Annotated in this window: 24 protein-coding genes, 1 tRNA gene and 1 other annotated feature; of the genes, 20 read left to right on the top strand and 5 right to left on the bottom strand. The window is 59.3% G+C overall.

Annotation, left to right across the window (positions count from 1 at the left end; all coding sequences use genetic code 11):
- Positions 1–24 precede the first annotated feature (24 nt).
- The gene (locus MTP36_RS13250) at positions 25–207 is read right to left on the bottom strand and encodes a hypothetical protein (protein ID WP_249251273.1); all 183 of its coding nucleotides are present in this window, start codon (positions 205–207) and stop codon (positions 25–27) included.
- Positions 208–320: 113 nt separating this feature from the next.
- Here MTP36_RS13250 and MTP36_RS13245 point away from each other — a divergent pair, with 113 nt between their 5' ends.
- From MTP36_RS13245 to MTP36_RS13185, 13 genes are all read left to right on the top strand, one after another.
- Positions 321–1259, top strand: a complete 939-nt coding sequence (locus MTP36_RS13245; protein WP_249251270.1) for a ribonuclease Z — start codon at positions 321–323, stop codon at positions 1257–1259.
- Positions 1256–2590 carry a CCA tRNA nucleotidyltransferase gene (locus tag MTP36_RS13240; RefSeq protein WP_249251268.1) on the top strand — a complete coding sequence of 445 codons (1335 nt, stop codon included), beginning with the start codon at positions 1256–1258 and terminating at the stop codon, positions 2588–2590. The genes MTP36_RS13245 and MTP36_RS13240 overlap by 4 nt, the downstream gene beginning before the upstream one ends.
- A gap of 68 nt (positions 2591–2658) precedes the next feature.
- Positions 2659–3762, top strand: a complete 1104-nt coding sequence (mnmA, locus tag MTP36_RS13235) for a tRNA 2-thiouridine(34) synthase MnmA (protein WP_249251267.1) — start codon at positions 2659–2661, stop codon at positions 3760–3762.
- A 10-nt stretch (positions 3763–3772) separates the two neighbouring features.
- Positions 3773–4543 carry a tRNA threonylcarbamoyladenosine dehydratase gene (locus MTP36_RS13230; RefSeq protein ID WP_097783186.1) on the top strand — a complete coding sequence of 257 codons (771 nt, stop codon included), beginning with the start codon at positions 3773–3775 and terminating at the stop codon, positions 4541–4543.
- Positions 4544–5246: 703 nt separating this feature from the next.
- Entirely contained in the window at positions 5247–6134 is an 888-nt protein-coding gene (locus MTP36_RS13225; RefSeq protein ID WP_249251262.1) for a putative manganese transporter, read from the top strand.
- A 138-nt stretch (positions 6135–6272) separates the two neighbouring features.
- The gene (locus tag MTP36_RS13220; RefSeq protein ID WP_249251260.1) at positions 6273–7166 is read left to right on the top strand and encodes an HAD family hydrolase; all 894 of its coding nucleotides are present in this window, start codon (positions 6273–6275) and stop codon (positions 7164–7166) included.
- Positions 7163–7651 (top strand): DNA-deoxyinosine glycosylase, encoded by a 489-nt coding sequence (locus MTP36_RS13215; protein ID WP_249251258.1) that lies wholly within the window; start codon positions 7163–7165, stop codon positions 7649–7651. Before MTP36_RS13220 ends, MTP36_RS13215 begins: the two co-directional genes overlap by 4 nt.
- 103 nt (positions 7652–7754) lie before the next feature.
- The gene (locus tag MTP36_RS13210; protein WP_015537494.1) at positions 7755–8384 is read left to right on the top strand and encodes a 5-bromo-4-chloroindolyl phosphate hydrolysis family protein; all 630 of its coding nucleotides are present in this window, start codon (positions 7755–7757) and stop codon (positions 8382–8384) included.
- 42 nt (positions 8385–8426) lie between these two features.
- On the top strand, positions 8427–9578 hold the full coding sequence (locus MTP36_RS13205) for a toxic anion resistance protein (RefSeq protein WP_249251256.1): 1152 nt from the start codon (positions 8427–8429) through the stop codon (positions 9576–9578).
- Between the two features lies 1 nt (position 9579).
- Positions 9580–10299 (top strand): LemA, encoded by a 720-nt coding sequence (locus MTP36_RS13200; RefSeq protein ID WP_249251255.1) that lies wholly within the window; start codon positions 9580–9582, stop codon positions 10297–10299.
- Complete coding sequence (locus tag MTP36_RS13195; RefSeq protein ID WP_249251254.1) at positions 10296–11252, top strand: TPM domain-containing protein; 957 nt, start codon at positions 10296–10298, stop codon at positions 11250–11252. The genes MTP36_RS13200 and MTP36_RS13195 overlap by 4 nt, the downstream gene beginning before the upstream one ends.
- Positions 11253–11396: 144 nt before the next feature.
- Entirely contained in the window at positions 11397–12602 is a 1206-nt protein-coding gene (gene ilvA, locus MTP36_RS13190; RefSeq protein ID WP_249240646.1) for a threonine ammonia-lyase, read from the top strand.
- Between the two features lie 316 nt (positions 12603–12918).
- A complete protein-coding gene (locus MTP36_RS13185) occupies positions 12919–13293 on the top strand; it encodes a RidA family protein (RefSeq protein WP_117553830.1) in 375 nt (124 codons plus the stop codon).
- Positions 13294–13385: 92 nt separating this feature from the next.
- Here the strand turns inward: MTP36_RS13185 and MTP36_RS13180 are convergent, their stop codons facing one another.
- Positions 13386–14603 carry an ATP-binding protein gene (locus MTP36_RS13180; RefSeq protein ID WP_129872699.1) on the bottom strand — a complete coding sequence of 406 codons (1218 nt, stop codon included), beginning with the start codon at positions 14601–14603 and terminating at the stop codon, positions 13386–13388.
- Positions 14604–14784: 181 nt separating this feature from the next.
- Positions 14785–15042, top strand: a binding site (T-box leader).
- A gap of 87 nt (positions 15043–15129) precedes the next feature.
- Here MTP36_RS13180 and ilvB point away from each other — a divergent pair.
- The 4 genes from ilvB (at position 15130) to ilvD (ending at position 20359) form a co-directional block, all read left to right on the top strand.
- Positions 15130–16794 carry a biosynthetic-type acetolactate synthase large subunit gene (gene ilvB / locus MTP36_RS13175; protein ID WP_112121381.1) on the top strand — a complete coding sequence of 555 codons (1665 nt, stop codon included), beginning with the start codon at positions 15130–15132 and terminating at the stop codon, positions 16792–16794.
- 15 nt (positions 16795–16809) lie between these two features.
- Entirely contained in the window at positions 16810–17373 is a 564-nt protein-coding gene (gene ilvN / locus MTP36_RS13170; RefSeq protein WP_005920730.1) for an acetolactate synthase small subunit, read from the top strand.
- A gap of 103 nt (positions 17374–17476) precedes the next feature.
- On the top strand, positions 17477–18496 hold the full coding sequence (ilvC, locus tag MTP36_RS13165; RefSeq protein WP_005920728.1) for a ketol-acid reductoisomerase: 1020 nt from the start codon (positions 17477–17479) through the stop codon (positions 18494–18496).
- 204 nt (positions 18497–18700) lie between these two features.
- A complete protein-coding gene (ilvD, locus tag MTP36_RS13160) occupies positions 18701–20359 on the top strand; it encodes a dihydroxy-acid dehydratase (RefSeq protein WP_249251252.1) in 1659 nt (552 codons plus the stop codon).
- Positions 20360–20405: 46 nt separating this feature from the next.
- Here ilvD and MTP36_RS13155 read toward each other — a convergent pair whose 3' ends face one another.
- Positions 20406–21077: a sugar transferase gene (locus MTP36_RS13155; RefSeq protein ID WP_249251249.1), complete on the bottom strand. Its 672-nt coding sequence runs from the start codon at positions 21075–21077 to the stop codon at positions 20406–20408.
- Positions 21078–21272: 195 nt separating this feature from the next.
- Between MTP36_RS13155 and MTP36_RS13150 the strand changes: the two genes are divergently transcribed.
- Together MTP36_RS13150 and MTP36_RS13145 are read left to right on the top strand one after the other, a co-directional pair.
- A tRNA-Tyr gene (locus MTP36_RS13150) sits at positions 21273–21357 on the top strand.
- 152 nt (positions 21358–21509) lie between these two features.
- The gene (locus MTP36_RS13145; RefSeq protein ID WP_249251247.1) at positions 21510–21761 is read left to right on the top strand and encodes a DUF6061 family protein; all 252 of its coding nucleotides are present in this window, start codon (positions 21510–21512) and stop codon (positions 21759–21761) included.
- Between the two features lie 98 nt (positions 21762–21859).
- Here the strand turns inward: MTP36_RS13145 and MTP36_RS13140 are convergent, their stop codons facing one another.
- Complete coding sequence (locus tag MTP36_RS13140; RefSeq protein WP_223387700.1) at positions 21860–22036, bottom strand: hypothetical protein; 177 nt, start codon at positions 22034–22036, stop codon at positions 21860–21862.
- Between the two features lie 17 nt (positions 22037–22053).
- The gene (locus MTP36_RS13135) at positions 22054–23319 is read right to left on the bottom strand and encodes a plasmid recombination protein (RefSeq protein ID WP_249251244.1); all 1266 of its coding nucleotides are present in this window, start codon (positions 23317–23319) and stop codon (positions 22054–22056) included.
- Positions 23320–23613: 294 nt separating this feature from the next.
- On the opposite strand from MTP36_RS13135, the gene MTP36_RS13130 reads away from it, so the two are divergent.
- Positions 23614–23946 carry a hypothetical protein gene (locus MTP36_RS13130; protein WP_249251242.1) on the top strand — a complete coding sequence of 111 codons (333 nt, stop codon included), beginning with the start codon at positions 23614–23616 and terminating at the stop codon, positions 23944–23946.
- Positions 23947–23985 lie beyond the last annotated feature (39 nt).

Genomic DNA, 23985 nt, shown 5'->3' with positions numbered 1-23985 from the left:
CGGCGCGCATTCCAAATCGTCCCGCTACCCCCGCAGCGGCGGGTCCGGCATAAAGATCATGGTGCCCCGGGCAGAAAAAAGCAGCTGCGGCATCATGCAGCTGTACCCCAGCCACAGCACCGCCAGAATGCACAGCACCAAAAGCACCCGGCGCAAAAGTACCGGACGCCGGGCAGGGGAATAGCGTTTTCTGCGGTCACGCTGCATAGGCTGCGCCCTCCCTTTTCAAGGCTTTGCCCAGCTTATGCCGTGGCAGAAAGAATTGTGCACAAGCGGGGTTTGTGGTAAGATAACAGGGAAGAACCACGGAGGAACTGCTTATGCTGACCATTACACTGCTGGGCACGGCTGCCACCATGCCGCTGCCGGAGCGCGCCCTGACCGCCGCGGTGGCAGAGTGCGGCGGGCACAGCCTGCTGCTGGACTGCGGCGAGGGCACCCAGACCGCTGCCCGCCGCGCCGGGGTGAACCTGATGCGCGCGGATGCCATCTGTCTGACCCACTACCACGGAGACCATATCTTTGGTCTGCCCGGGCTTTTGCAGACTCTTGGGGCGCAGGGGCGTACCCGTCCGCTGGTGCTGCTGGGTCCGGAGGGGCTTTTGGAGGTCTGGCGGGCGGTATATGCCCTGACCGGGCCGCTGCCCTACGCGGTAAAGCCGCTTATCTGCCGCGCCGGACAGCCTGTGGCGCTGGATGCTCTTTCGGATGGATGGCCTGCCGGGGCAACGCTGCTGCCGGTGGCAACAAAGCACCGGGTGCGCAGTCTGGGCTACCGGCTGGACTTGCCCCGGGCGGGCAGGTTCGACCCGGAAAAGGCGCGGGCGCTGGGCGTACCGGTGACCCAGTGGCGGCTTTTGCAGCGGGGACAGGCTGTTCCGCTGGCAGAGCGTATGGTGCAGCCCGCCGAGGTGCTGGGCGCGCCCCGCAAGGGGCTGCGGTTCGTTTTTTCCGGCGACAGTGCGCCCTGCCCGGCGCTGGAACAGGCGGCGCAGGGGGCAGACCTTCTGCTCTGCGATGCCACCTATGCCCTGCCGGAGCAGCAGGAGCAGGCCGCGCAGTGGGGGCACAGCACCTTTGGTCAAAGCGCGGCGCTGGCAGCAAAGGCTAGTGTAAAGCGGCTGTGGCTGGTGCACTATTCCCCCATGATCACCGACCCGGAACAGCAGCTTGCACAGGCGCAAAGCATCTTTCCGGCGGCAGAATGCGGCTTTGACGGCAAACGCATCACCCTGCATTACGAGGAGAACGAGGAATGAAGCTGACACTTGACCCCGGGGCAGCTGCCCTGCTGGACACCCTGCACGCAGCGGGCTACGCAGCCTACGCCGTGGGCGGCTGCGTGCGGGACAGCCTTTTGGGACGCACCGCCCACGACTGGGATCTGTGCACCAGTGCCCTGCCGCAGCAGGTAATGGAACTGTTCGGGACAGAGCAGTGCATCCCCACCGGGTTGCAGCACGGCACGGTCACCATCAAATACGGCGGGCAGCTGTACGAGACCACTACCTTTCGCACCGAGGGCAGCTATACCGATGGCCGTCACCCGGACGCGGTGCAGTTCGTACCGGACGTGCGGGAGGATCTTGCCCGGCGGGATTTTACCATCAACGCCATGGCGTATAATGCAGCCGAGGGGCTGGTAGACCCCTTTGGCGGGCAAAAAGACCTGCAAAACGGTCTGCTGCGGGCGGTGGGTGAGCCGCAACAGCGGTTTACCGAGGATGCACTGCGTATCCTGCGGCTGTACCGCTTTGCCGCAAGGTTCGGCTTTGCACTGGATGCAGCTACCGCCCGGGCGGCGCGGCAGCTGGCACCGCACTTGGACTGCATCTCTGCCGAGCGCATTCAGGAGGAACTGGCAAAGCTGCTGGCAGCCCCGCAGCCGGGGGCATATCTGGAGCCCGCCGTGCTGGCGGTGGTACTGCCGGAGCTGACCCCAGCGGCGCTTGAAGCCGCAAAGCCGGTGCTGGATGCCTGCCCGGCAGGGGAGGAAAATCTGCCGGTGCGCTGGGCGGCGCTGCTGGGCGCTCTGGGCGAGGCCGATACCCGCCGTGTGCTCAAACGGTTGCGCTGCTCCAACGCCTGTATCGAGGAGACCGCGGTATTAGTGCGGGAAACGGCAGGGGAGGGCGTGTGCGGGAGCTTTCTCCTCGGACACGAATCGGGCCATTCCATCGCCCGCCCTACTGCCTGCGGCAGCAGGGTCCCACCCCAGCGGACGGTCCTCGGAGAAACTCCCGCACACGCCCCGGAACGCGCCAGTGATATCCACCTTCGGCAGCTTTTGGGCCGATATGGGCTGCGTACCGTGGAGCGGCTGTGTGCGCTGTGCGCGGCGCTGCACCCGCAGAATGCCCCGGATTGCGCCCTTGCAGCGCAGCGGGCGCGGCAGCTGGAAGCCGACGGCGTATGCTGCCGGGTGAGCCAGCTGGCGGTGAACGGACGCGACCTGATGGCGGCAGGCATCCCGGCAGGGCCTGCGCTGCGCCGGGTGCTGGAAACGCTGCTGGACGGCGTCATCCGCGCAGAATATCCCAACGAAAAACCGGCGCTGCTGGCTGCGGCGCAGAAAATGATAGCGTCTTGACAAGCGGTTTATGCTGCGGTAGTATTATACTACTGCTTTAGTATGTTGAACCCATAAAAGGAGAACCTATGACCACTCAGAACCCTGCAAACCGTCCCCGCGCCCTCATTGCCATGAGCGGCGGCGTGGATAGCTCGGTGGCGGCCTGCCTGATGCAGCAGGCGGGCTACGACTGCACCGGCATCACCATGCGGCTTACCCACAACGAAACGCTGGGACAGTCCGGTTACCAGACCTGCTGCTCGGAAAAGGATATCGAGGACGCCGCCGAGGTGGCCTTTGCGCTGGATATGCCGTATCAGGTGCTGGATTTCACCGCCGACTTCCGGGCACAGATCATTGAAAAATTTATCCGCGTCTACGAGGCGGGCGGCACCCCGAACCCCTGCATCGACTGCAATAAATATATGAAGTTCCGCCACCTGCTGGACTGGGCGGAGGAACACGGCATGGAGTATGTGGTCACCGGCCACTACGCCCGGGTGGAGCAGGATGCAGCCACCGGCCGCTGGCTGCTGAAAAAGGGGCTGGACGAGGGCAAGGATCAAAGCTATGTGCTGTATAACCTCACGCAGGAGCAGCTGGCGCATATCCGTCTGCCGCTGGGTGCACTGCACAAGACCGAGGTGCGAAAGATCGCGCAGGAGCACAGCTTTATCAACGCCCAGAAGCACGACAGTCAGGATATCTGCTTTGTGCCGGACGGCGACTATGCCCGCTTTATGGAGCAGTTTACCGGCAAGCACTACCCCGCCGGAGATTTTCTGGATCGGAGCGGCAAGGTGGTGGGCACCCACTGCGGCGCAGTGCGCTACACGCTGGGGCAGCGCAAGGGGCTTGGCCTCGCGCTGGGTGCGCCGGTGTACGTCTGCGGCAAGGATATGCAGACCAATACCGTTACGGTCGGGCCGGAAAGTGAACTGTTTGACCGCATCGTTTACGCAGAGGATGTGAACTGGATCGCTATCCCGGCGCTGACCGGGCCGCTGCGGGTCACCGCCCGCACCCGGTATCATCAGGCCGAGCAGCAGGCCACCGTTTACCCCGCAGAAAACGGCTTCCGGCTGGAATTCGACCAGCCTCAGCGTGCCCCCACCCCGGGGCAGGCTGCCGTGCTGTATCAGGGCGATGTGGTGCTGGGCGGCGGCACCATCACCCGCGTAGAAAAGTAAGGAGAACAAAATGCAGGATCAGTATTCCCGCACCCAGCTGCTGCTGGGTGCAGAGGCTATGGAAAAGCTGCACCACGCCCGGGTGGCAGTGTTTGGCATCGGCGGCGTGGGCGGCTACACAGTGGAGGCGCTGGCACGCAGCGGCGTGGGCGCACTGGATCTGATCGATGACGATAAGGTCTGCCTGACCAACCTCAACCGTCAGATCATCGCCACCCGCAGCACGGTAGGGCAGTATAAGGTGGATGTGGCAGAACAGCGCATCCACGATATCGACCCCAACATCAAGGTGACCACCCACCGGTGCTTCTTTGGCCCGGAGACGCAGGACGATTTCGATTTTACCCAGTACGACTATGTGGTGGACGCCATCGACACCGTTACCGGTAAGCTGGCGCTGGTGATGAAGTGCAAGGAGGCGGGCACGCCCATCATCTGCTCCATGGGTGCAGGCAACAAGATGGACCCCACCCGCTTTGAGGTGACCGATATCTACAAGACCTCGGTCTGCCCGCTTGCCAAGGTGATGCGTACCGAGTGCCGCAAGCGCAAGATCAAGCACCTGAAGGTGGTCTACTCCAAGGAGCCTGTCATGACTCCCATCGAGGATGATTCCATCAGCTGCAAGGACCACTGCATCTGTCCCCCGGGCACTCAGCGCAAGTGCACTGCGCGGCGCACCGTGCCGGGCTCCAACGCCTTTGTGCCCTCGGTGGCCGGTCTGATCATCGGCGGCGAGGTCGTCAAAGACCTTGTGGGCTTTGTACCGCTGAAGGGGTAAAACAGACCGCAGCTTCCTTGCTGCGTGGGACGATTTGGAATGCGCTCCGCGTTGCTCTGCGCATAAGCTAAGGAAATAGTATTTTTTATTTCGGGGTTCAGAAACGCCTGCGGGCGTTTCTGAACCCCATTTTCACAGGTGGGGTCGTGGAGAAAAACGGCAGTTGCAGCGCCGCTTTCTATGAAAGCGCGGCGCTGCGGGCGGGCGCTCGCTCCCCCTTGGGGGAGCTGTCGCGCAGCGACTGAGGGGTTATAGATGGAGAAGCGAAAAAAGCGTTAAAGCGATAGCGCCGACTGGCGCAGCGCTAGCTTTTTTGTGCTTCGACCTCTGCTTTAGGATTGTCAAGGGCGAGTAGCCCTTGGCCCGTTGCGGGGTGGGTGGAGTCCAGAGGTAGGGAGGGGGGAGTCGGAACACCCCTCCCTGCCTCTGGCCCAGCGGAGCGTCTTTGCACGCTTGCGGCAAGCAGAAAATTTCACCGGAAGCAACGCTGTAAATGTAGGGCACCGCAACCCGTAAGACGCGGAGACCATTCAAAATCGTATTTTTACGCGCTGCAACGTTCCATAACATAAAATTGCAACCAATTTGCAATTTGGTATTGCAATTGGGAAGGATATCGTGTATAATCTACCCTGCACGAAAATGCAAACTGATTGCAAATTGTTGAGAGACGCCCCCCTGCGGGTCTTTGGAGCGATTATTTATGGAACTGTTTCTGGATGTTTTGGGCGAAACCTTGGTGGATACCGCCAAGATGCTGCCCTTTCTGTTTCTGGCCTATCTGCTGATCGAGTATATCGAGCACCGCCACGGCGAGCGCATCGAGGCGCTGCTGGCGGGCGGCGGGCGCTGGGGTGCTGTGCCGGGTGCAGTGCTGGGCTGTGTGCCGCAGTGCGGCTTCTCCGCTATTGCATCCAACTTCTACGCCTCCCGGGTCATCACGCTGGGCACGCTGATGGCGGTGTACCTTGCCACCAGTGACGAAGCGATCCCGCTGCTGGTCTCCATGCCCGCTTACTGGGATAAGCTGGCCGTCCTGATGGTCATCAAGGTGTTGTACGCCATTGTGGTGGGCTTTGTGCTGGATTTTGTCCTACGGGGCATGTTGCCCAAGGGTCTGCGGGGCGGCTACACCGGCCACGCGGACGAGGTGGACTGCCACGAGGAACACAGCGATGCCGAGGGCAACGAAAAGCCCATCTGGCAGGCGGCGCTGCGCCACACGCTGGAGATCTTTGTGTTCATCTTCGCCTTCGGTCTGGTGTTTGGCATGATCGTAGAGGGCGTGGGCGAGGATGTGTTCGCCGAGATGCTGGGCGATATGGGCTTTTTCCAGCCGGTGGTGGCGGCTCTGGTGGGGCTGATCCCCAACTGCGCCGCCAGCGTGCTGCTGACCCAGCTGTATGTGGAGGGTGCGCTGCGCTTTTCCAGCCTTGTGGCGGGGCTGTGCACCGGTGCGGGTGTGGGCTTGGCTGTGCTGTGGCGCGCCAACCCCTCGTGGAAGCAGAACCTCTTTATCACCGGCCTGACATGGGCCGCCGGTGCCTTTGTGGGCGTGGCGATGCAGGTGGTCGTGGCGGTGTTTGCCTGAAGATAAAAGTATTTTGGATTTCGGGACAGTGGAATGCCTGCGGGTATTCTGCTGTCCCATTTTTCTTTTCTCCCTCTCCCGCTGGACTTTAAAATGTGTTATACTGGGAGAAAAACGATGCACACAGGAGAGATGACCATGCAATATAAGATTCTGGCGAGCGATTACGATAACACGCTGGTGCCCTTTGGCGAAGCTAAGCCCCGCCCGGCGGTGGTAAAGGCGGTAAAAAAGCTGCAAGCCGCCGGGGGCAAATTCGTGCTCAGCACCGGCCGCGCATACCCCGGCATCCGGGACAAAAACCAGTTGGGCGGCATCCGGTACGACTACGCCATTACCTGCAACGGTGCCTGCGTGGTGGACAGGCAGGGCAACGTAATAGCCGAGCATCCGCTTACCAGCGAGGAGATGTATGTGCTGGTGGATTTTTGCGAGGATTATAACTACCCGCTGCAATTCAACTTCCGGGATGCCTATTACGCCTACTGCGAGTACGAGTATCTGCACACCGGCTATCAGATGATGAACAGCCCCGGGCTGGACTGCGTGGACGGCGAGGATCAGGACAGGCATCTGGTGGATATGCCCCACGCTGCCTTTGCCGCCATGCCGCCGCAGGAAGTGGAGCGCTTCCACGAAAAATACGGCTACCTTGGCCTGCACTGGATGCAGGTGGGCGCGCAGAACGCGGACGGCTACTGCTACTATGATATCGTGCGCGGCGGCATGGATAAGGGCGTAGGGCTTGCCGACCTGTGTGCACAGATGGGGCTTACGCTGGCGGATGCCGTGGCTGTGGGCGATTCTGCCAACGATGTGGGGATGCTGAAAGCCGCAGGCCTGAGTGCCTGCATGGCAAACGGCACCCCGGACGCCAAGGCCGCTGCCGACCGGATCATCGGGGATGTGCGGGAGGACGGCGTGGCGGCGCTGATCGAGGAGCTGTGGTTCGACGGCCCCCGCGCGGAGCCCTCTGGCAGGGACTTTGGTTCTGCATGGGGCAATATTGAAAGTGCAGGCGGCAGTTTATGAGCTTTGCACCGGTGTACGATGAACGCAGCCGGGCGCTGATCTTGGGCACATGGCCCAGCCCCAAAAGCCGGGAGATGGCCTTTTACTACGGCCATCCGCAAAATCGGTTCTGGCCGCTGCTGGCGGCGCTGACCGGAGAGCCGCTGCCCGCGCGGGAGGATATCGCCGCCAAAAAGCAGCTGCTTTTGCGCCACGGGCTGGCGCTGTGGGATACGCTGGAAAGCTGCACCATCACCGGCGCATCGGATGCCTCCATCCGGGATGTGGTGCCCAACGATATCGCCGGGCTGCTGCGCAAAGCGCCCATCCGGGCGGTGTTCTGCAACGGTGCCACAGCCTACCGTATCTATACAAAATATCAGCAGCCGCTTACCGGCATCCCGGCTGTCCGTCTGCCAAGTACAAGTCCAGCCAACGCCGCCTGCAGCCCCGCCCGGCTGGAGGAGCTTTGGGGCGCTGCACTGGCGGACTGGATCGTAAAATGATGACAAGGCTGTAAATTCTTTTGCGGGATACTTGCGTTTTTTTGCGGACGTTGTATTATGGATATCATAAGGGGCGCACTGCCCCGGACAAGGAGAAATGACCATGAGCAAGATCATCCGCACCCAAAAGCCCAGCGTGCTGCCTTTTTACGCCATGGCGCTGGTGTTCGTGGTACTGTGCGCGGTGCTGCCGGTATACAAATTATGGGCGCTGCTGGTGGCGCTGGGCGGTGCCGCCGTGGCCTTTGGCGTGGCAAAAAAGACCTGCCCGCCCCGGGTGGTGGAGCACGAGGTACCTTTCCACACCGGTGTGGAGGATGTGGACCAGATGCTGACCGATATCCAGCAGAAGCTGGACACCCTGCACGCACTGAACGAGGCTTTGCCCGACCCGCAGCTGTCCGCCGCTATGACCCGCATGGAAAAGGCAGGACGCTCCATCGTGGAAGCGGTGGAAGCAAACCCCGCCAAGGCAAAGCAGGTGCGCCGGTTTGCCAACTACTATCTGCCGGACGCCGTAAACGTTTTGCAGCAGTACGCAAAGCTTGCAAAGCAGGGTGTGCGGGGCGAGAACGCCGCCGCCATCCGCGCCGAGGTGGAGCACAACGCCGCCTCCATTGCCACGGCTTTTGAAAACCAGCTGGATGCCCTGTACGCGGCAGAGAGCATGGACCTGTCCGCAGACCTGACCGTTTTGCAGAATATGCTGAAAGGGCAGGGTCTGAGCAAGTAAAACTGGAATACCCCTCTGGATTTTGAAAGGAAGGAATCACTTATGGCTGACAATACCCTGAACTTTGATCTGGATGCCCCCGCAGTGCCCACCCTGACGCTGGACCCCACCCCCGCCGCTGTGCCGCAGGAGGAAAAGCCCGCCGCTGCCCCTGCCCCGGAAGCACAGGTGAACCTGACCCCCGAGGAGCAGACCATGGTGGATCAGTTTGCCCAGAAGATCGATATCACCAACAGCCAGCAGGTGCTGCAGTACGGCTCTGCCTGCCAGAAGAAGATCGGCGATTTTTCTGAAGCCGCTCTCTCCAAGGTGTCCACCAAGGATCTGGGCGAGGTGGGCGATATGATCACCGACCTCATCGGCGAGTTGAAGAGCTTTGACGCCAACGAGGAGCAGCAGAAGGGCATTATGGGCTTCTTCAAAAAGAAAACCAGCCAGCTGGATGCCCTCAAGACCAAGTACGACAAGACCGAGACTAACGTGGAAAAGATCCAGTCCATGCTGGAGGCACATCAGGTGCAGCTGCTCAAGGACATCGCCATGCTGGACAAGATGTACGAGCTGAACATGGCCTACTTCAAGGAGCTGAGCATGTATATTCTTGCCGGCAAGAAAAAGCTGGCTGACGTGCGTGCCAACGAATTGCAGCAGGCCATGGATAAGGCCAAGGTCTCCGGTCTGCCGGAGGACGCACAGGCCGCCCGCGACCTTGCCGATCAGTGCGAGCGCTTTGAGAAAAAGCTGTATGATCTGGAGCTGACCCGCAACATCAGCTTGCAGATGGGCCCCCAGATCCGTCTGCTGCAAAACAACAATACCATGATGGCGGAAAAGATCCAGTCCACCATCGTGAACACCATCCCGCTGTGGAAGAACCAGATGGTGCTGGCACTGGGTCTGGCACACAGCCAGCAGGCCATGCAGGCTGAGCGCGCTGTGACCAACATGACCAACGACCTGCTGAAGAAGAACGCCGAGGCGCTGAAGCTGGGCACCATCGAGACCGCCAAGGAGAGCCAGCGCGGCATCGTGGATATCGAGACCTTGCAGCAGACCAACAAGAGCCTGATCGAGACGCTGGACGAGCTGAACAAGATCCAGAGCGAGGGCCGTGCAAAGCGCGTTGCCGCCGAGCAGGAGCTGACCCGCATCGAGGACGAGCTGAAAACCAAAATGATGGAGATCCGGAGCTGAAATGGCAAACGCTGATTTTTCTCAGAACAAACAAACCGCTCCCGGCGGTTTTGACGCGGGCAGCTACCGCGAAAAAGCAAAGCCGGAGCAGGCCGTAACGCTGACGCCCCGCCAGCAGAAGCTGGCCGCACTGGAAGCAAAGCTGCCCGCTGCGCTTTCCACCCGGGCGGCGGCGCTGGCTTTAAGCGTAGTGGTAATGCTGGCCGCCTTTTTCGGCTTTGGCAGCGCCAAGCTGCGCGGCAAATACAACACCGCCCGCCAGTGGTTCACCGCAGGGGTCGCCGCTGACAACGGCTATAACCTGAGCGAGGAGCTGACCACCCGGGAGAACACGGCGGCGAACATTATCACCACCGCCAGCAATACGCTGGGGGCAGATAATGCTGAAGTATTGACTGCACAGGATGCACTAACGGCGTTCAGCAACGACCTGGACGGCGTGAAGGCAGGCAAGACCCGGCTCCATGCCCTCTATGAGGACAACGAGACTTTGGGCACCGCCATCGACCAGCTGTATGCAAAATTGCAGGAGCAGGCCGCAGACCCCATGAAGATGGGCGCGGTGCAGGGGCAGTACGGCCAGTTCAACAGCGCAGCCACCATCATTGGCACCTTGCAGTATAATACAGCGGTGTATGAATATCAGAAGGAAGTCGGCGGCTTCCCGGCCAGTGTACTGGGAGTTTTGTCCGGCGTGAAGGAGGTTGAACCCTTCGCATGAAAAACTTTGCAAAACGCATCAGCGCACTGGTGCTGGTGTGGGTGGTGTGTCTGTCTGCCCTCAGCCCGGCCTATGCAGCGAAAGCCGACCTGCCGGAGCTGCCCAAGGACCAGTGTGTGGTGGATGAGGCCAACGTCCTTAACAGCAGCACAGAGCAGACCATCATCGACCTGAACAACCAGCTGCAGGCCAACTGCAAAGGAGCCACCATCGGTGTACTGACAGTAGAATACACGGGCAATGATTCCACAGAGGATTACGCCACACAGGCTTTCAACGCATGGGGCATCGGTTCCTCCTCCCAGAACAACGGCGTGCTGATTTTACTGGTGATGGAGTCGGCGCAGTATGCGGACGGTGACTACTACCTGACCTACGGCGACGGCTTCCGCAACACCACGCTGGCAAAGCAGTCCAGCGCCATTGCCCAGACCATGGAAGATCAGTTTGCCGCAAAGGATTATGACGGCGCGGTGACCACCTGTGCCCGGAACGTGGCAAACACCATCGCGGATATCTACGGCGTCAGCCTTTCCGGCAGTACCGGGAACGGCAGCACCGTGCAGCCCGGCTATCAGGGCGGGCAGAGCAGCGGCGGCAGCACCCTGACCGACATCCTGACCCTTGTGGTCAGCGTTGTGCTGCTCATCGTCATTATCCGGTCGATGGCCTATGTTTTTGCCAGCCCCTGCGGCTGGCTGTGGTGCTTCGGTGGGCCGCGGCCTCCCTACAGACGGCGCGGACGGCGCGGCCCGCCGCCTCCCCCGCCGGGCGGCTTCTACGGCGGCTCCCGTGGCCCCCGGCCTCCGCGCGGCGGCTTTGGCGGCATGGGCGGCGGCTCCTTCGGGGGCGGTGCCGGACGCGGCGGTTTCGGCGGCGGCAGCTTTGGCGGCGGCTTCGGTGGCATGGGCGGTGGTTCCAGCCACGGCGGCGGCGGTGGCCGTGGGCGATAATGAGAATAAAAAGAGAAAGGCGGTGGCGCTTTACCACTGCCTTTCTCTTTTTTATGCCGTTTATCGTGAATGGAATTCATTTGACAAAACAATTTTTGTAACTTATACTGGAGGACATCACGAAAAATAAAGGAAGTATCTGTCATGCTGACTCTGGATAAGATCTACCACGCCGCCTTTGTGTTGAAGGACGTTGCCCGCAAGACCGACCTCATCGAAGCCCCTAAGCTGTCCAAGGACTGCCAGCTGTACCTCAAGACCGAGAACCTGCAGGCCACTGGCAGCTTTAAGGTGCGGGGCGCTTACTATAAAATCAGCCAGCTTTCCGAGGAGGAGAGCGCCAAGGGCGTCATTGCCTGCTCTGCAGGCAACCATGCGCAGGGCGTGGCGCTGGCGGCTACCCGGCGCGGCATCCGCAGCATCGTCTGTATGCCGGACGGCGCGCCCCTGATGAAGGTGGAGAACACCAAAAATCTGGGCGCAGAGGTCTGCCTTGTGCCCGGCACCTACGACGAAGCCCACGACAAGGCCGTGCAGCTGCAAAAAGAGTACGACATGACCTTTATCCACCCCTACGATGACGAGCAGGTCATTGCCGGGCAGGGAACCATCGGCTTGGAGATCCTTGACCAGCTGCCGGATGTGGACGCTGTGGTGGTGCCGGTGGGCGGCGGCGGACTGATCTCCGGCATCGCCTTTGCCATCAAGACCCTGCGGCCGGAGGTCAAGGTGTACGGCGTACAGGCCGAGGGCGCCCCCAGTATGTACCGCAGCCTGCACGAGCACAAGTACCAGACTCTGAAAGCTGCTTCCACCTTTGCGGACGGCATTCAGGTCAAGACCCCGGGCGAGCTGACCTATCAGCTGTGCGAGCAGTATGTGGACGATATCGTTACCGTGACTGAGGATGAGACGGCGGCGGCCATCCTCTCCCTGATGGAGAACCAGAAGCTGGTGGCTGAGGGGGCAGGCGCTGTGCCGGTGGCAGCAGTACTGTTCCACAAGCTGCCGGTGGAGGGCAAAAAGGTGGCCTGCGTCATCTCCGGCGGCAACATTGATGTGAACATCCTGAACCGCGTCATCACCCGTGGTCTTGTCATGAGCGGGCGCAAGGCAAACCTGACCATTGCACTGGAGGACAAGCCCGGCCAGCTGAAAAAGGTGGCCGAGGTGGTATCCCGCTGCGGCAGCAATGTGGTGTCGGTGCAGCATGACGGCTCCGACCCCAATATGCCCATCTCCAGCTGCTTCCTCAAGCTGACGCTGGAGACCCGCGATGCCGCTCAGATCGAGCAGATCCGCACCGAGCTGACCAAGGCCGGCTTCCAGCTGGTCAGCGAAAGAGTATAATAAAGATAATTGGACGATTTGGAATAGCCGACGCGTTCGCTCTGGCTATATTCAGCGGAAATTTTATTTTTATATTTGCAATCCAGAAAAGCCTGCGGGCTTTTCTGGATTGCCTTTTCACGAGAAAGGCCATGGTCGAAACGGCAGCGATTGAGATGCCGCTTCATGTGCCGATCTCTTCGGTGAAAAATGCGTTTGTCGTGCCCCGCAGGGCACGACAAACGCAAAATAAAAAAGAATGATTCCGCTATTTATGGCCAGAGCGAAGCGGAGGCCATTCTAAATTGTGATTTTATAACAAAGGAGAACTGCTACTATGAAAGTCGTATCTACTACCAACGCACCTGCCGCCATCGGCCCTTACAGTCAGGCACTGGATCTGGGCAATATGGTGTTTGTTTCCGGGCAGCTCCCGGTAGACCCAGCCACCGGCACCATGGCTGATACCGTGGAGCAGCAGGCCGCACAGAGCCTTGCCAATCTGAAGGCGATTCTGGCCGAGGCAGGGCTTTCTATGAACAACGTGGTCAAGACGGTGATCTTTCTGGCCGACATCAACGATTTTGCCGCAGTGAACGCAGAGTACGCCAAGGCTTTTGCCGAGCCGTTCCCCGCCCGCAGCTGCGTGCAGGTGGCAGCCATCCCCAAGGGCGCAAAGCTGGAGATCGAGTGCATCGCTGTGCGGGACTGAGCGAATAAATAAGATAGGAAAAGCGGGACACCGGAGCATCTGCGGATGCTTTGGTGTCCCGCTTTTTGGCATCATATTCGGAAAACCGATTTTTACTTCTGCACACCGGCCTCGCATTGCTCGATGAATTGCTTGGCCACCCGGGGGCTGCGGCCGCCGGCGCGCAGGGCGAAAGCCTCGGCCTTGAGCAGCAGCTGCTCGGTGGGCATCTGGATGTTGTGCTGCTTTGCCAGCTCTTCCAGAATGGTCTCGAACCGTGCCTTTTCCGGCCGCTGGAAGGTGACCGTAAGGCCGAACCGGGCGGAAAGACTCATCAGCTCCTGCCGGGTGTCGGCTTCATGGATGTCGTCGCCGGTGCGGTCCGAGAGGGTCTCCTTGATGAGGTGGCGGCGGTTGGAGGTGGCATACACCGCAATGTTCTGGGCGCGTCCGCCTACGCTGCCTTCCAGAATAGCCTTCAGGGCGGCAAAGTTGTCGTCGTTGGCGGTAAAGCTCAGGTCGTCGATGAACAGGATGAACTTGAGCGGGTTTGCCGCCAGCTTGTCCATCAGGTCGGGGATCTGGTACAGCTGGTTCTTTTTTACCTCTACCAGCCGCAGTCCCTCGGGCGCAAACTCGTTGGCAATGGCCTTTACCGCGCTGGATTTGCCGGTACCGGCGTCGCCGTACAGCAGCACATTGTTGGCGGGCATCCCGGCCAGTAGTGCCTTTGTGTTGGCAATCACCTTTTCCCGCTCCTTCTCGTAGCCGGGCAGCTCCGAAAGGCGCTGCGGGTCGGGGTACTTTACCGGCACAAGCTGGCCGTTTTCCACCGTGAATACATGGTGCTTTGCAAACATGCCGTAGCCCTTTTTGCCCACCTCGCTCATGCGCTGGGCGTAGGCGGCGGCAAGGTCAAGCTCACAGGTCTGCCACCGGGGCAGAAACGCCAGTTCCGGCCGCTGCGCCTGCTCCGAGTAGGCGGTCTGGAACAGCTCGTCCAGCGTCAGCCCGCACAGCTGCTGCAAAAACTGTAGCTCGCTGTCCAGGGCGCTTTGCAGCAGCGCGTCCAGCTGCCCGGCAGCGGCCTGCCGCACGCAGATGGTCTCGGCCTCCAGCACAGCATTACTCAGGTAGCTGCCCCAGTTGGTGGTGTACTCGAACAAAGCGGCCTCAAAGGCGGCTACGGCATCGCACACCGGGCCGTAGGAGGAGCAGCCTGCCTCCATGCGGTCGGTCAGGTCTAAAAGCTTTGCCACAACAGGGTCGTTCAGCAGGGCGCGGAACACAACAAGCCCATGCAGATGGGCATTCCATTCTCTTAATTTCATAGGTCGATCCCTTTTCCTCTCCATTGGCACATACCCTACAAAACGCAGGTACGCGGATATCAAAAGTATACAGCGGTTCGGGCGGGGATGCAAGGGGTGTTAAAAATGCTTCATCTTTGGGCTGATTCAGGTTACAAATTGTCGATTGACAAAAGCCCGGTTTATAGTATAATTTACATCAACAAATGCGCAGATGGGAAAAAGTACCACACGATCCCCACTGTTCAGAGAGCTGCCGTCTGGTGCAAGGCAGTCAGCGTTTCGTGCGGAAAATCATCCCGGAGCAGCCTGCCCAACGGGTGCAAAACCCTTGTAAGCAGCGCCGGTTGCAGCCGTTACCGTGCAGGGCTTTGCTGGAAGCCCGTGAGAGGGTGTGCACAGCACGCCAACGAGAGTGGTACCGCAGAGAGCTTGATGTTACAAGGTCTTTGTCTCTTGAAAGAAGCAGGGGACAAGGGCTTTTTCTTTTTCAAAAGCTCTCCCCGGGGGAATGGATAAGAAGTGGAACAGGAATAGGAGCAACACCATGCAGTTGAATGGTTCTCAGATCTTTGTAGAGGTCCTGTGCGAGCAGGGAGTGGACACTCTTTTTGGCTACCCCGGCGGCGCTGTGCTGAACCTTTACGACGAGCTGTATAAGAATGCCGACCGCATCACCCATGTGCTTACCGCCCACGAGCAGGGCGCAGCCCATGCAGCGGACGGCTACGCCCGCGCCACCGGCCGCACCGGCGTGGTGCTGGCTACCAGCGGCCCGGGTGCCACCAATCTGGTCACCGGCATTGCAACCGCCTATATGGACTCGGTGCCCATGGTGGCCTTTACCGGCAATGTGCCCACCAGCAGCATTGGCAAGGACGGCTTTCAGGAAGCTTACATTGAGGGCATCACGGTGCCCATCACAAAGCATAACTTCACGGTGCGCCGGGTAGAGGACTTGGCTGACACCATGCGGGCAGCTTTCCGCATTGCGCAGAGCGGCCGCAAGGGCCCGGTGCTGGTGGATATCCCCAAGGACGTGACCGCAGCAGTGTGCGAGTTCACCCCCAAGCAGCCGGAGCCCATCCGCACCGTGACTACCTATAATGAAGAGCAGGTGCACTGGGCGGCAGACCTCATCAACGCCGCACAGCGTCCGCTGGTGTACTTTGGCGGCGGCGTGCGCAGTGCAGCCAGCTGCCAGCCGTTGCGGGATCTGCTGCACAAGGCGGAGATCCCCGCCACCTACACCCTGATGGCCGCAGGCGTTGTGCCCTATGGTGACCCGATGAATCTGGGCATGCTGGGGATGCACGGCTGCTACACCTCCAACCGGGCGGTGGCAGAGTGCGATGTGCTCATCGCGGTGGGTACCCGCTTTTCCGACCGCGTGGCGCTGAACCCCAAGACCTTTGCCAAAAACGCCACCATCATCCAGATCGATATTGACGCCAGCGAGCTGGGCAAGAACGTGGATGTGGATCTTTCCATCGTGGGCGATGCAGCCTATGTGCTGAACGCCATGCTGCCCCAGATCAAGCCCGCCAAGCACCCGGAATGGATGAAGATGATCCAGAGCTGGCAGGCGCAGGATTACCACCCCGTGTCCGACCCCACCCGGCTGATGCCCCATCAGGTCATCGGCGAGGTGTGCAACCAGTGCGGCCCCGACGCCGTGTATGTTACCGATGTGGGTCAGCACCAGATGTGGGCGGCGCAGTACCTGCGCCACACCAAGAGCCGTGGCTTTATCACCAGCGGCGGCCTTGGCACCATGGGCTTTGGCTACGGTGCCGCCATTGGTGCCCAGATGGCACTGGGACGCCAGCAGCGTGTGGTGATGTTTACCGGTGACGCCTCCTTCCACATGAACCTGAACGAAGCCTGCACCGCCGTCAGCTACGAGCTGCCCATCATCACGGTCATCTTCAACAACTCGGTGCTGGGCATGGTGCGCCAGTGGCAGACCAGCTTTTACGGCAAGCGTTACAGCCAGACCGACCCCCACCGCAAGACAGATTTTGTCAAGCTGGCAGACGGCTTTGGCCTGAAGGGCTACCGCTGCACCAATCTGCCGGAGTTTCAGGAAGCCTTTGCAGATGCCCTGCAGCAGAAAGGCCCCACTTGGATCGAGTGCATCATTGACAAGGACGAAAAGGTGCTGCCCATGATCCCCGGCGGCGGCGATATCAACGACATCATCATGGAATAAGGAGGACACAGCATCATGGAATCTGATCAGCGCAGGGTCATCAGCCTGCTGGTGGACAACCAGAGCGGCGTTCTGGCCCGGGTGTCCAGCCTGTTCTGCCGCCGCGGCTTCAATATCGACAGCCTTACGGTGTCCGCCACCAACGACCCGGCAGTCAGCCGCATCACGGTGACCATTACCAGCGATGAAAAGGCCTTGCAGCAGCTGGTATTGCAGACCGAGCGGCTGGAAGTCACCCGGCAGGTGTTCGTGCTGGACAGCGAAAAAGCGCTGGAGCGGGAGCTGCTGCTGCTCAAGGTGGAATCGGACGTGCACAACCGCACCGAGCTGCGGGAGATCGCCTGCATCTACAAGGCAAAGATCATTGATCTTTCCCCGGACAGCATGGTGTTTGAACTCATCGGCCGGCCGGACAAGCTGGACGCATTTTTGAAAATGTTCGAGGGTTACAACATCCTTGAGCAGTGCCGCACCGGCGTTACTGCACTGGAGCGCGGCGGGATGCACCAGCATATCCAGAAGCCGCCGCAGGAGGTGCGCTCCGTCCAGCTGCCCCCGCCGGGCGCAAGACGGGCATAAATCACATTGCTTTTCCGCTCAGGGTGAGCGAAAGAAAGATAGAACAGAGCATACAAGACCGGAAGATAAACCAATCAGAAAAAGTAAAAGGAGACTAACGATTATGGCTATCAAGAAATACTACGATTCCGACTGCAACCTCGGCGTGCTGGACGGCAAGACCGTCGCTGTTATCGGCTTCGGCAGTCAGGGTCATGCACACTCTGAGAATCTGGCCGAGAGCGGCGTCAACGTTGTGGTGGGCCTGCGCAAGGGCTCTGCTCACTGGGCAAAGGCTTCTGAGTTCGCTGCCACCCATGACAACTTCAAGGTCATGGAAGTAGAAGAGGCTGCCAAGGCCGGTGACGTTGTTATGATGCTGGTGCCCGACGAGCTGTGCGCCGATATCTACAACACGCAGGTGGCTCCCTACATGACCGAGGGCAAGGCACTGGCCTTTGCACACGGCTTCAACATCCACTTCAAGACCATCACCGCTCCCAAGAACGTGGACGTCATCATGATCGCCCCCAAGGGCCCCGGCCACATCGTGCGCCGCCTGTACACCGAGGGCGAGGGCTGCCCCTCTCTGATCTGCGTGGAGCAGGACTACACCGGTAAGGCCAAGGATATTGCTCTGGCTTATGCTTCCGGCATCGGCGCAGGCCGTGCAGGCATCCTGCAGACCACCTTCAAGGAGGAGACCGAGACCGATCTGTTCGGCGAGCAGGCCGTGCTGTGCGGCGGTGTTTCCGAGCTGATCCACGCCGGCTTCGATACGCTGGTGGAGGCTGGCTACGAGCCCGAGATGGCCTACTTTGAGACCTGCCATGAGATGAAGCTGATCGTTGACCTGATCAATGAGGGCGGCTTCTCCAAGATGCGCTACTCCATCTCCAACACCGCTGAGTACGGTGACTACCGCACCGGCAAGCGCCTGATCACCGAGGAGACCCGCAAGGAGATGAAGAAGGTTCTGACCGAGATCCAGGACGGTACCTTTGCTTCCGAGTTCCTGACCGAGATGAGCCCCAAGGGCGGCCGCAAGGTGCACTTCCTTGCCAAGCGCCGCATGGAGGCTGAGCTGCCCATCGAGAAGGTGGGTGCTGAGCTGCGCAGCATGATGAGCTGGCTGAAGAAGTAATGAACTCCCCCAGTCGCCTGCGGCGACAGCCCTCTCAAAGAGGGAGCCTTTTGTCTGACCGCAGCGTGAAGCCTCCCTCCGTGAGGGAGGTGGCATCGCGCAAGCGATGACGGAAGGAGTTCAGCCAAAAGCTGCTTTTAAAACTAAGAAAGGCTCCCTCCTTTGGGAGGGGGTCTTTTGTTATAAGGAAAAGAGGAACAAACCATGAGAAGTGACAACGTGACGAAGGGCTCGGAGCGCGCGCCCAACCGCAGCCTGTTTTATGCGCTGGGCTACACCCCGGAGGAGCTGGAGCGCCCCCTCATCGGCGTGGTGAGCGCCCACAGCGAGATCGTGCCCGGCCACATGAATCTGGATAAGATCGCCGAGGCTGTCAAGGCCGGTGTGCAGATGGCCGGTGGTACCCCCATCCTGATCCCCGCCATCGGTGTATGCGATGGCATCGCCATGGGTCATGTGGGCATGAAGTACTCTCTGGCCTCTCGTGAGCTGATCTGCGACAGCGTGGAGACCATGCTGATGGCACACCAGCTGGACGGCCTTGTGCTGGTGCCCAACTGCGATAAGATCGTGCCCGGCATGGTGATGGCAGCGGTGCGCATGGATGTGCCCGCTGTGGTCTGCTCCGGCGGTCCCATGCTGGCCGGTACTTACGGCGGCGAGGAAGTGAGCCTTTCCAAGATGTTCGAGGCCGTGGGTGCCTATAAGGCCGGAATGATCACCGACGAGCAGCTGGAGGACTGCACCTGCAACTGCTGCCCCAGCTGCGGCAGCTGCTCCGGTATGTACACCGCCAACAGCATGAACTGCCTGTGCGAGGCCATCGGCATTGCCCTGCCCGGCAACGGCACCATCCCGGCTGTGTACTCCAAGCGCCTGCAGCTGGCAAAGCACGCCGGTATGGCCGTGATGGAGATGGTGCGCAAGGGCATCACCGCGCGCCAGATCATCAACGAGCGCTCCATCCGCAACGCGCTGACCTGCGATATGGCGCTGGGCTGCTCCACCAACACGGTGCTGCACCTGCTGGCTATCGCCTACGAGGCCGGTGTGCCCATCGACCTGAAGCTGTTCAATGAGATCAGCGCCAAGACCCCCAACCTGTGCCATCTGGCACCGGCAGGCCCCACCCACATGCCGGATCTGTACGCGGCGGGCGGTATCCCGGCAGTACAGGCAGAGCTGGCAAAGAAGGGCCTGCTGGATCTGGATGTGCCCACCGTCACCGGCAAGACCCTTGGCGAGAACATCAAGGGTGCCCATATCCTGAACGAAAAGGCCATTCGTCCCATCGAGAACCCCTACTCTGAGACCGGCGGTCTGCAGATCCTGTGGGGCAACATTGCCCCGGACGGCTGCGTTGTCAAGCGCAGCGCTGTCGCCCCGGAGATGCAGCAGCATTCCGGCCCGGCGCGGGTGTTCAACAGCGAGGAAGAGGCCATTGCCGCTATCTACGCGGGCAAGATCGTCCCGGGCGATGTGGTGGTCATCCGCTACGAAGGCCCCAAGGGCGGCCCGGGCATGCGGGAGATGCTCAACCCCACCTCTGCGCTGGCAGGCATGAAGCTGGATAAGACGGTAGCGCTCATCACCGACGGCCGCTTCTCCGGCGCATCCCGTGGTGCCGCCATCGGCCACGTCAGCCCGGAGGCGGCCTCCGGCGGCCCCATCGGCCTGATCGAGGAAGGGGATACCATCACCATCGACATCCCCAACGCCTCCATCACGCTGGAGGTCAGCGATGCAGTGCTGGCCGAGCGCAAGGCAAAGTACGTTGCGCCGGAGCCCAACATCAAGACCGGCTGGCTGAGCCGCTACGCCCGCATGGTCACCAGTGCAAATCTGGGTGCGGTGCTGAAATAAACGTAACGAAAGCGCCTGTTGTGCGAATGCACAACAGGCGCTTTTGTCACTCTCCGTATTTCATGAGCATGGCGCGGACGGTGAGGATGATGATCTTCCAGTCCACCCAGAAGCTGCGCTCTTGGATGTATTTCAGATCCAGCGCCACCCACTCGTCAAAGCTCATCTCGTTACGGTGGGGTGCGATCTGCCAGTAGCAGCTCAGCCCGGGGGTGACGTACAGCCGCTGGCGCTGGTAGTCGCTGTACAGCTCTACCTCCCGGGGTAGTGCGGGGCGCGGTCCCACGATGCTCATATCGCCCCGCAGCACGTTGAGCAGCTGGGGTAGCTCGTCCAGACTGGTCTTGCGCAGAAAACGTCCCACCCGGGTAATACGGGGATCCCCCTTGATCTTGAACACCGGGCCATCCATCTGGTTCTGGCTCAGCAGCTCATTCAGCTGCTCCTCGGCGTCCGGGCACATGGTGCGAAACTTATACAGCCAGAACAGCTTGCCGTCCCGTCCTACCCGCCGCTGCCGGAAAATAACTCCGTCTCCGGGGCTGTCCAGCACGATGGCAAGGCTGATCAGCAGTGCCAGCGGCGCAAGCAAGATCAGCGCCAGCAGGGAGAATACGATGTCCTGTGCACGCCGCAGCACCCAGTAACGCCGGTGGCCGCGCAGCGTCTTTTCCCGGTCGATAGAAATTTGCGGTGCATCGTTGATTGTTGACTCCATGCGATGACCCACTCCTGCCTGTAAAATCTTTACATTATTTTAACATAAAACAGGACGCAATTCAACCGGATAGAGCGCGGCGGGCAGGGGACTGTAAGCCTGCTGAAAAAAAGTAAAAAAGGTAGTTGACAAAACCCCTTTCTCATGCTAAAATAAACAAGTCGTCCGGCGAACGGATGCACAACAAAAGAATATGGGCGTGTTCCCGAGTGGCCAATGGGGACAGACTGTAAATCTGCTGCTTTCAGCTTCGGTGGTTCGAATCCACCCGCGCCCACCAAACAAGAAAAATCCGAACCTATTTCCGATTGGAGAAGGGTTCGGATTTTTCGTTTTCTTCGGGTACAACAACGAAGGCTCCCGTGGACGGCGCAAAACCCCGATACCTTGTCATAAACCGTAAGCCAATAACAAGATTTGGAGGGTATGATTATGAAGTACGATGAAAGAGCCTGCAAGTTTAATATAGACACTGGCTGCGTGGAGCTGCTGCTCCGGGACGGGAGAAAAATCTCCATTGACTGTACCGGGGTCGAGGATGCACTGAATGTGACTATGGCACAGCAGACGGAACTGGACTACCTCATCTACAATGATCCGCTGGGCTATGCAGATTTGATTCTGAACGGTGACCCGGAGGAATATTTGAAGAATGTGGCCGGGAGCCATAGGTTAGAAGATTAAGGACAAAAAAATAAGAGGTGTGCTCAACTGGACACACCTCGGTGAGATACATCTATATAAGGCAGGGCGTTCCCTTTACCGGGAGCGTCCTGCTGTTTTTATGCTGCAACAGGCAAGGCTTGTAGAGCTTCCTGCTCTTTCAGCCATTCCTCATATTCACGCTGGCCTTCCTCACTGTTGAAAAACTCAACCATGGAGGGATAAAAGCAACGCGCAAGGGTCTTGATTGCTTCATCCGGGTAGCCGGATTTGTTCGACTTCTTCTTTTTGTTCAAATGGTATCCTCCGAAACTCAAAGTTCCATATCCTGCCCACGCTTGCGGTTTTTCTGCGGCACATTCATGGTGCGCTCCTGCTTGAGGGCGAGAATCTTTTCCAGAAAGCTGCGCACCAGTTCAGGCGCACGGTGGAGCGCGTCCAGATAGGGCTTCACTTCATACCAGAGCTCATGATACTTTTGACCCCAATGAGCAGCTTCCTTCTTGGCGGTGGAAAGTTCTTCTTTCAAGTGGCGGTTCTCTACATCCATCATATAGCCGTGGTCGGCCTGTTTTTTCAGCTTGGAGAATTCTTCTTCGGTCAGTGAATAGTTGCCGAGGAAGGTGCGCTTGCCGATATAATCAAGATCGTGCGCATGAATGAGGGCTTCTTTCGTGAGCGTGGCCTTTTTCTGCACAGCGGCAAGTTCCTTCTCCTTTTTGGAGAGAGCGGTGCTGGTTCGGGCAAGCGACTGTTCTTTCTGGTCGATTTGAGAAGTCAGGCTGTCCAGACGCTCCTGCTCCCGCTGGACTTTGAATTGGGTGACGGTCAGGTGTTCTTCAGTGCTGCCACGCTCACCGCGCTCTACATCCGTGTACCCGGCATTGCGCATATAGTTGAAGAAATCGTCTTGCAGGACACTGTACGACTTCTTCAGGACTGGCTTGCCGCTCTTTTGCAGGACAGGCTTTCCAGCATCGTCCAGCAGGGGCTTGGAAGCCCACTTCTTGCTTCGGCTGACCTGCATGACGGTCTCCTTGACGGTGCCGACCAGTGCCTTGTCCTTGCAGCGTTTCGACCAGAGGATCTGCTTTTCCACCACAGGCACATAGACCACGTGGAGATGGTAGTGGTAGACCTCCCGGCCCAGTGCTTCGGTCATGGCACGGTTGATCTCATCTGCGTGCATGACTGCCGAGAGGATATATTGCTCACTGCCTACGATTTGTACGGCGGCTTTGTAGGCATCCTCATAGAACTGCTTGGCGAACTCGTAGCCACCGTGATTGTCAAAATAGGCCGAGTTGACATCAAAGACAAGTTCACAGTAGTGGGTAGCATCCGGCTTCAAGCCGCGCGTGGAGATGGTTTCGGCGGCTTCCAGTTGGGCGAATAGGTCGGTGTAGCTGGCGGTTGGCTTTTTGAAGTGGACGTTCCATGAGGTGCGCTGGGGGATAATGTCGGGGTTTCGATAGCTGTCCTTTTCACGCTCATTGTGCTGCTGGGTGTTGCCAACGGCCTTGTCCGAAACGGCGAGATTTCGGACACTGGTGCGGTCAACGCCATCGTTTCTTGCCAAAGGGCATCCCTCCTTTCGGGGTTCAGAGGAAGGTGACGGGGACGGAAATGCACTTCCCCGGAAGTGTAATAACACACTATGACACTTTCATCCCTATGGGCTGCAAAGTGTAGTGGGCTCTTCGAGGACTCTCCGAGGGGGAACGTCTCCTGCGGGAGAATTACAATCAAGTTCGCACAATGCGAACTTGATTGCTCCGTACGCATCTGAAAAAATTGCGTACGGACTTCAAATAACCTGTACGGTTCGTACGACGTACAGAAATCCAAAATACAAACGATAACACGTTTTAATTTGCTTCTGCTTGCCGTACGGGTGCGTACAAGTACAGACCGTACAGGTTGTACGAACTTCTTCCGTGAAAAAATGCACTTTTTACGGACAGGGGTGGACAAGCGGTTCGATGCCCACAAAGCCCCGCACCCTGCGGCCACCGGGCAAAGCGATATTATGTACTGCACCAGAGACCCCAAAGTGGGAACTCTGGTGTTTTTTGCTTCCTGCCTGAATATACGGAAAATTTTGCAGGAAAGGCGCAAAAGCGGCAGAACTGCAACGGAAAAAGAAAAAAGCCCTTACTGGTTGCAGAGTTGCAACAGCAAGGGCAGAGAGGAAACCGTATATTGAACAAAACGGCAAAGCGTATTATAATGAGAAAAAACGCCA

Origin of the sequence: Faecalibacterium sp. I4-1-79 (assembly GCF_023347235.1) — a bacterium.
GTDB lineage: Bacteria > Bacillota > Clostridia > Oscillospirales > Ruminococcaceae > Faecalibacterium > Faecalibacterium tardum.
This window is presented reverse-complemented; position numbering and strand designations above follow the sequence as displayed.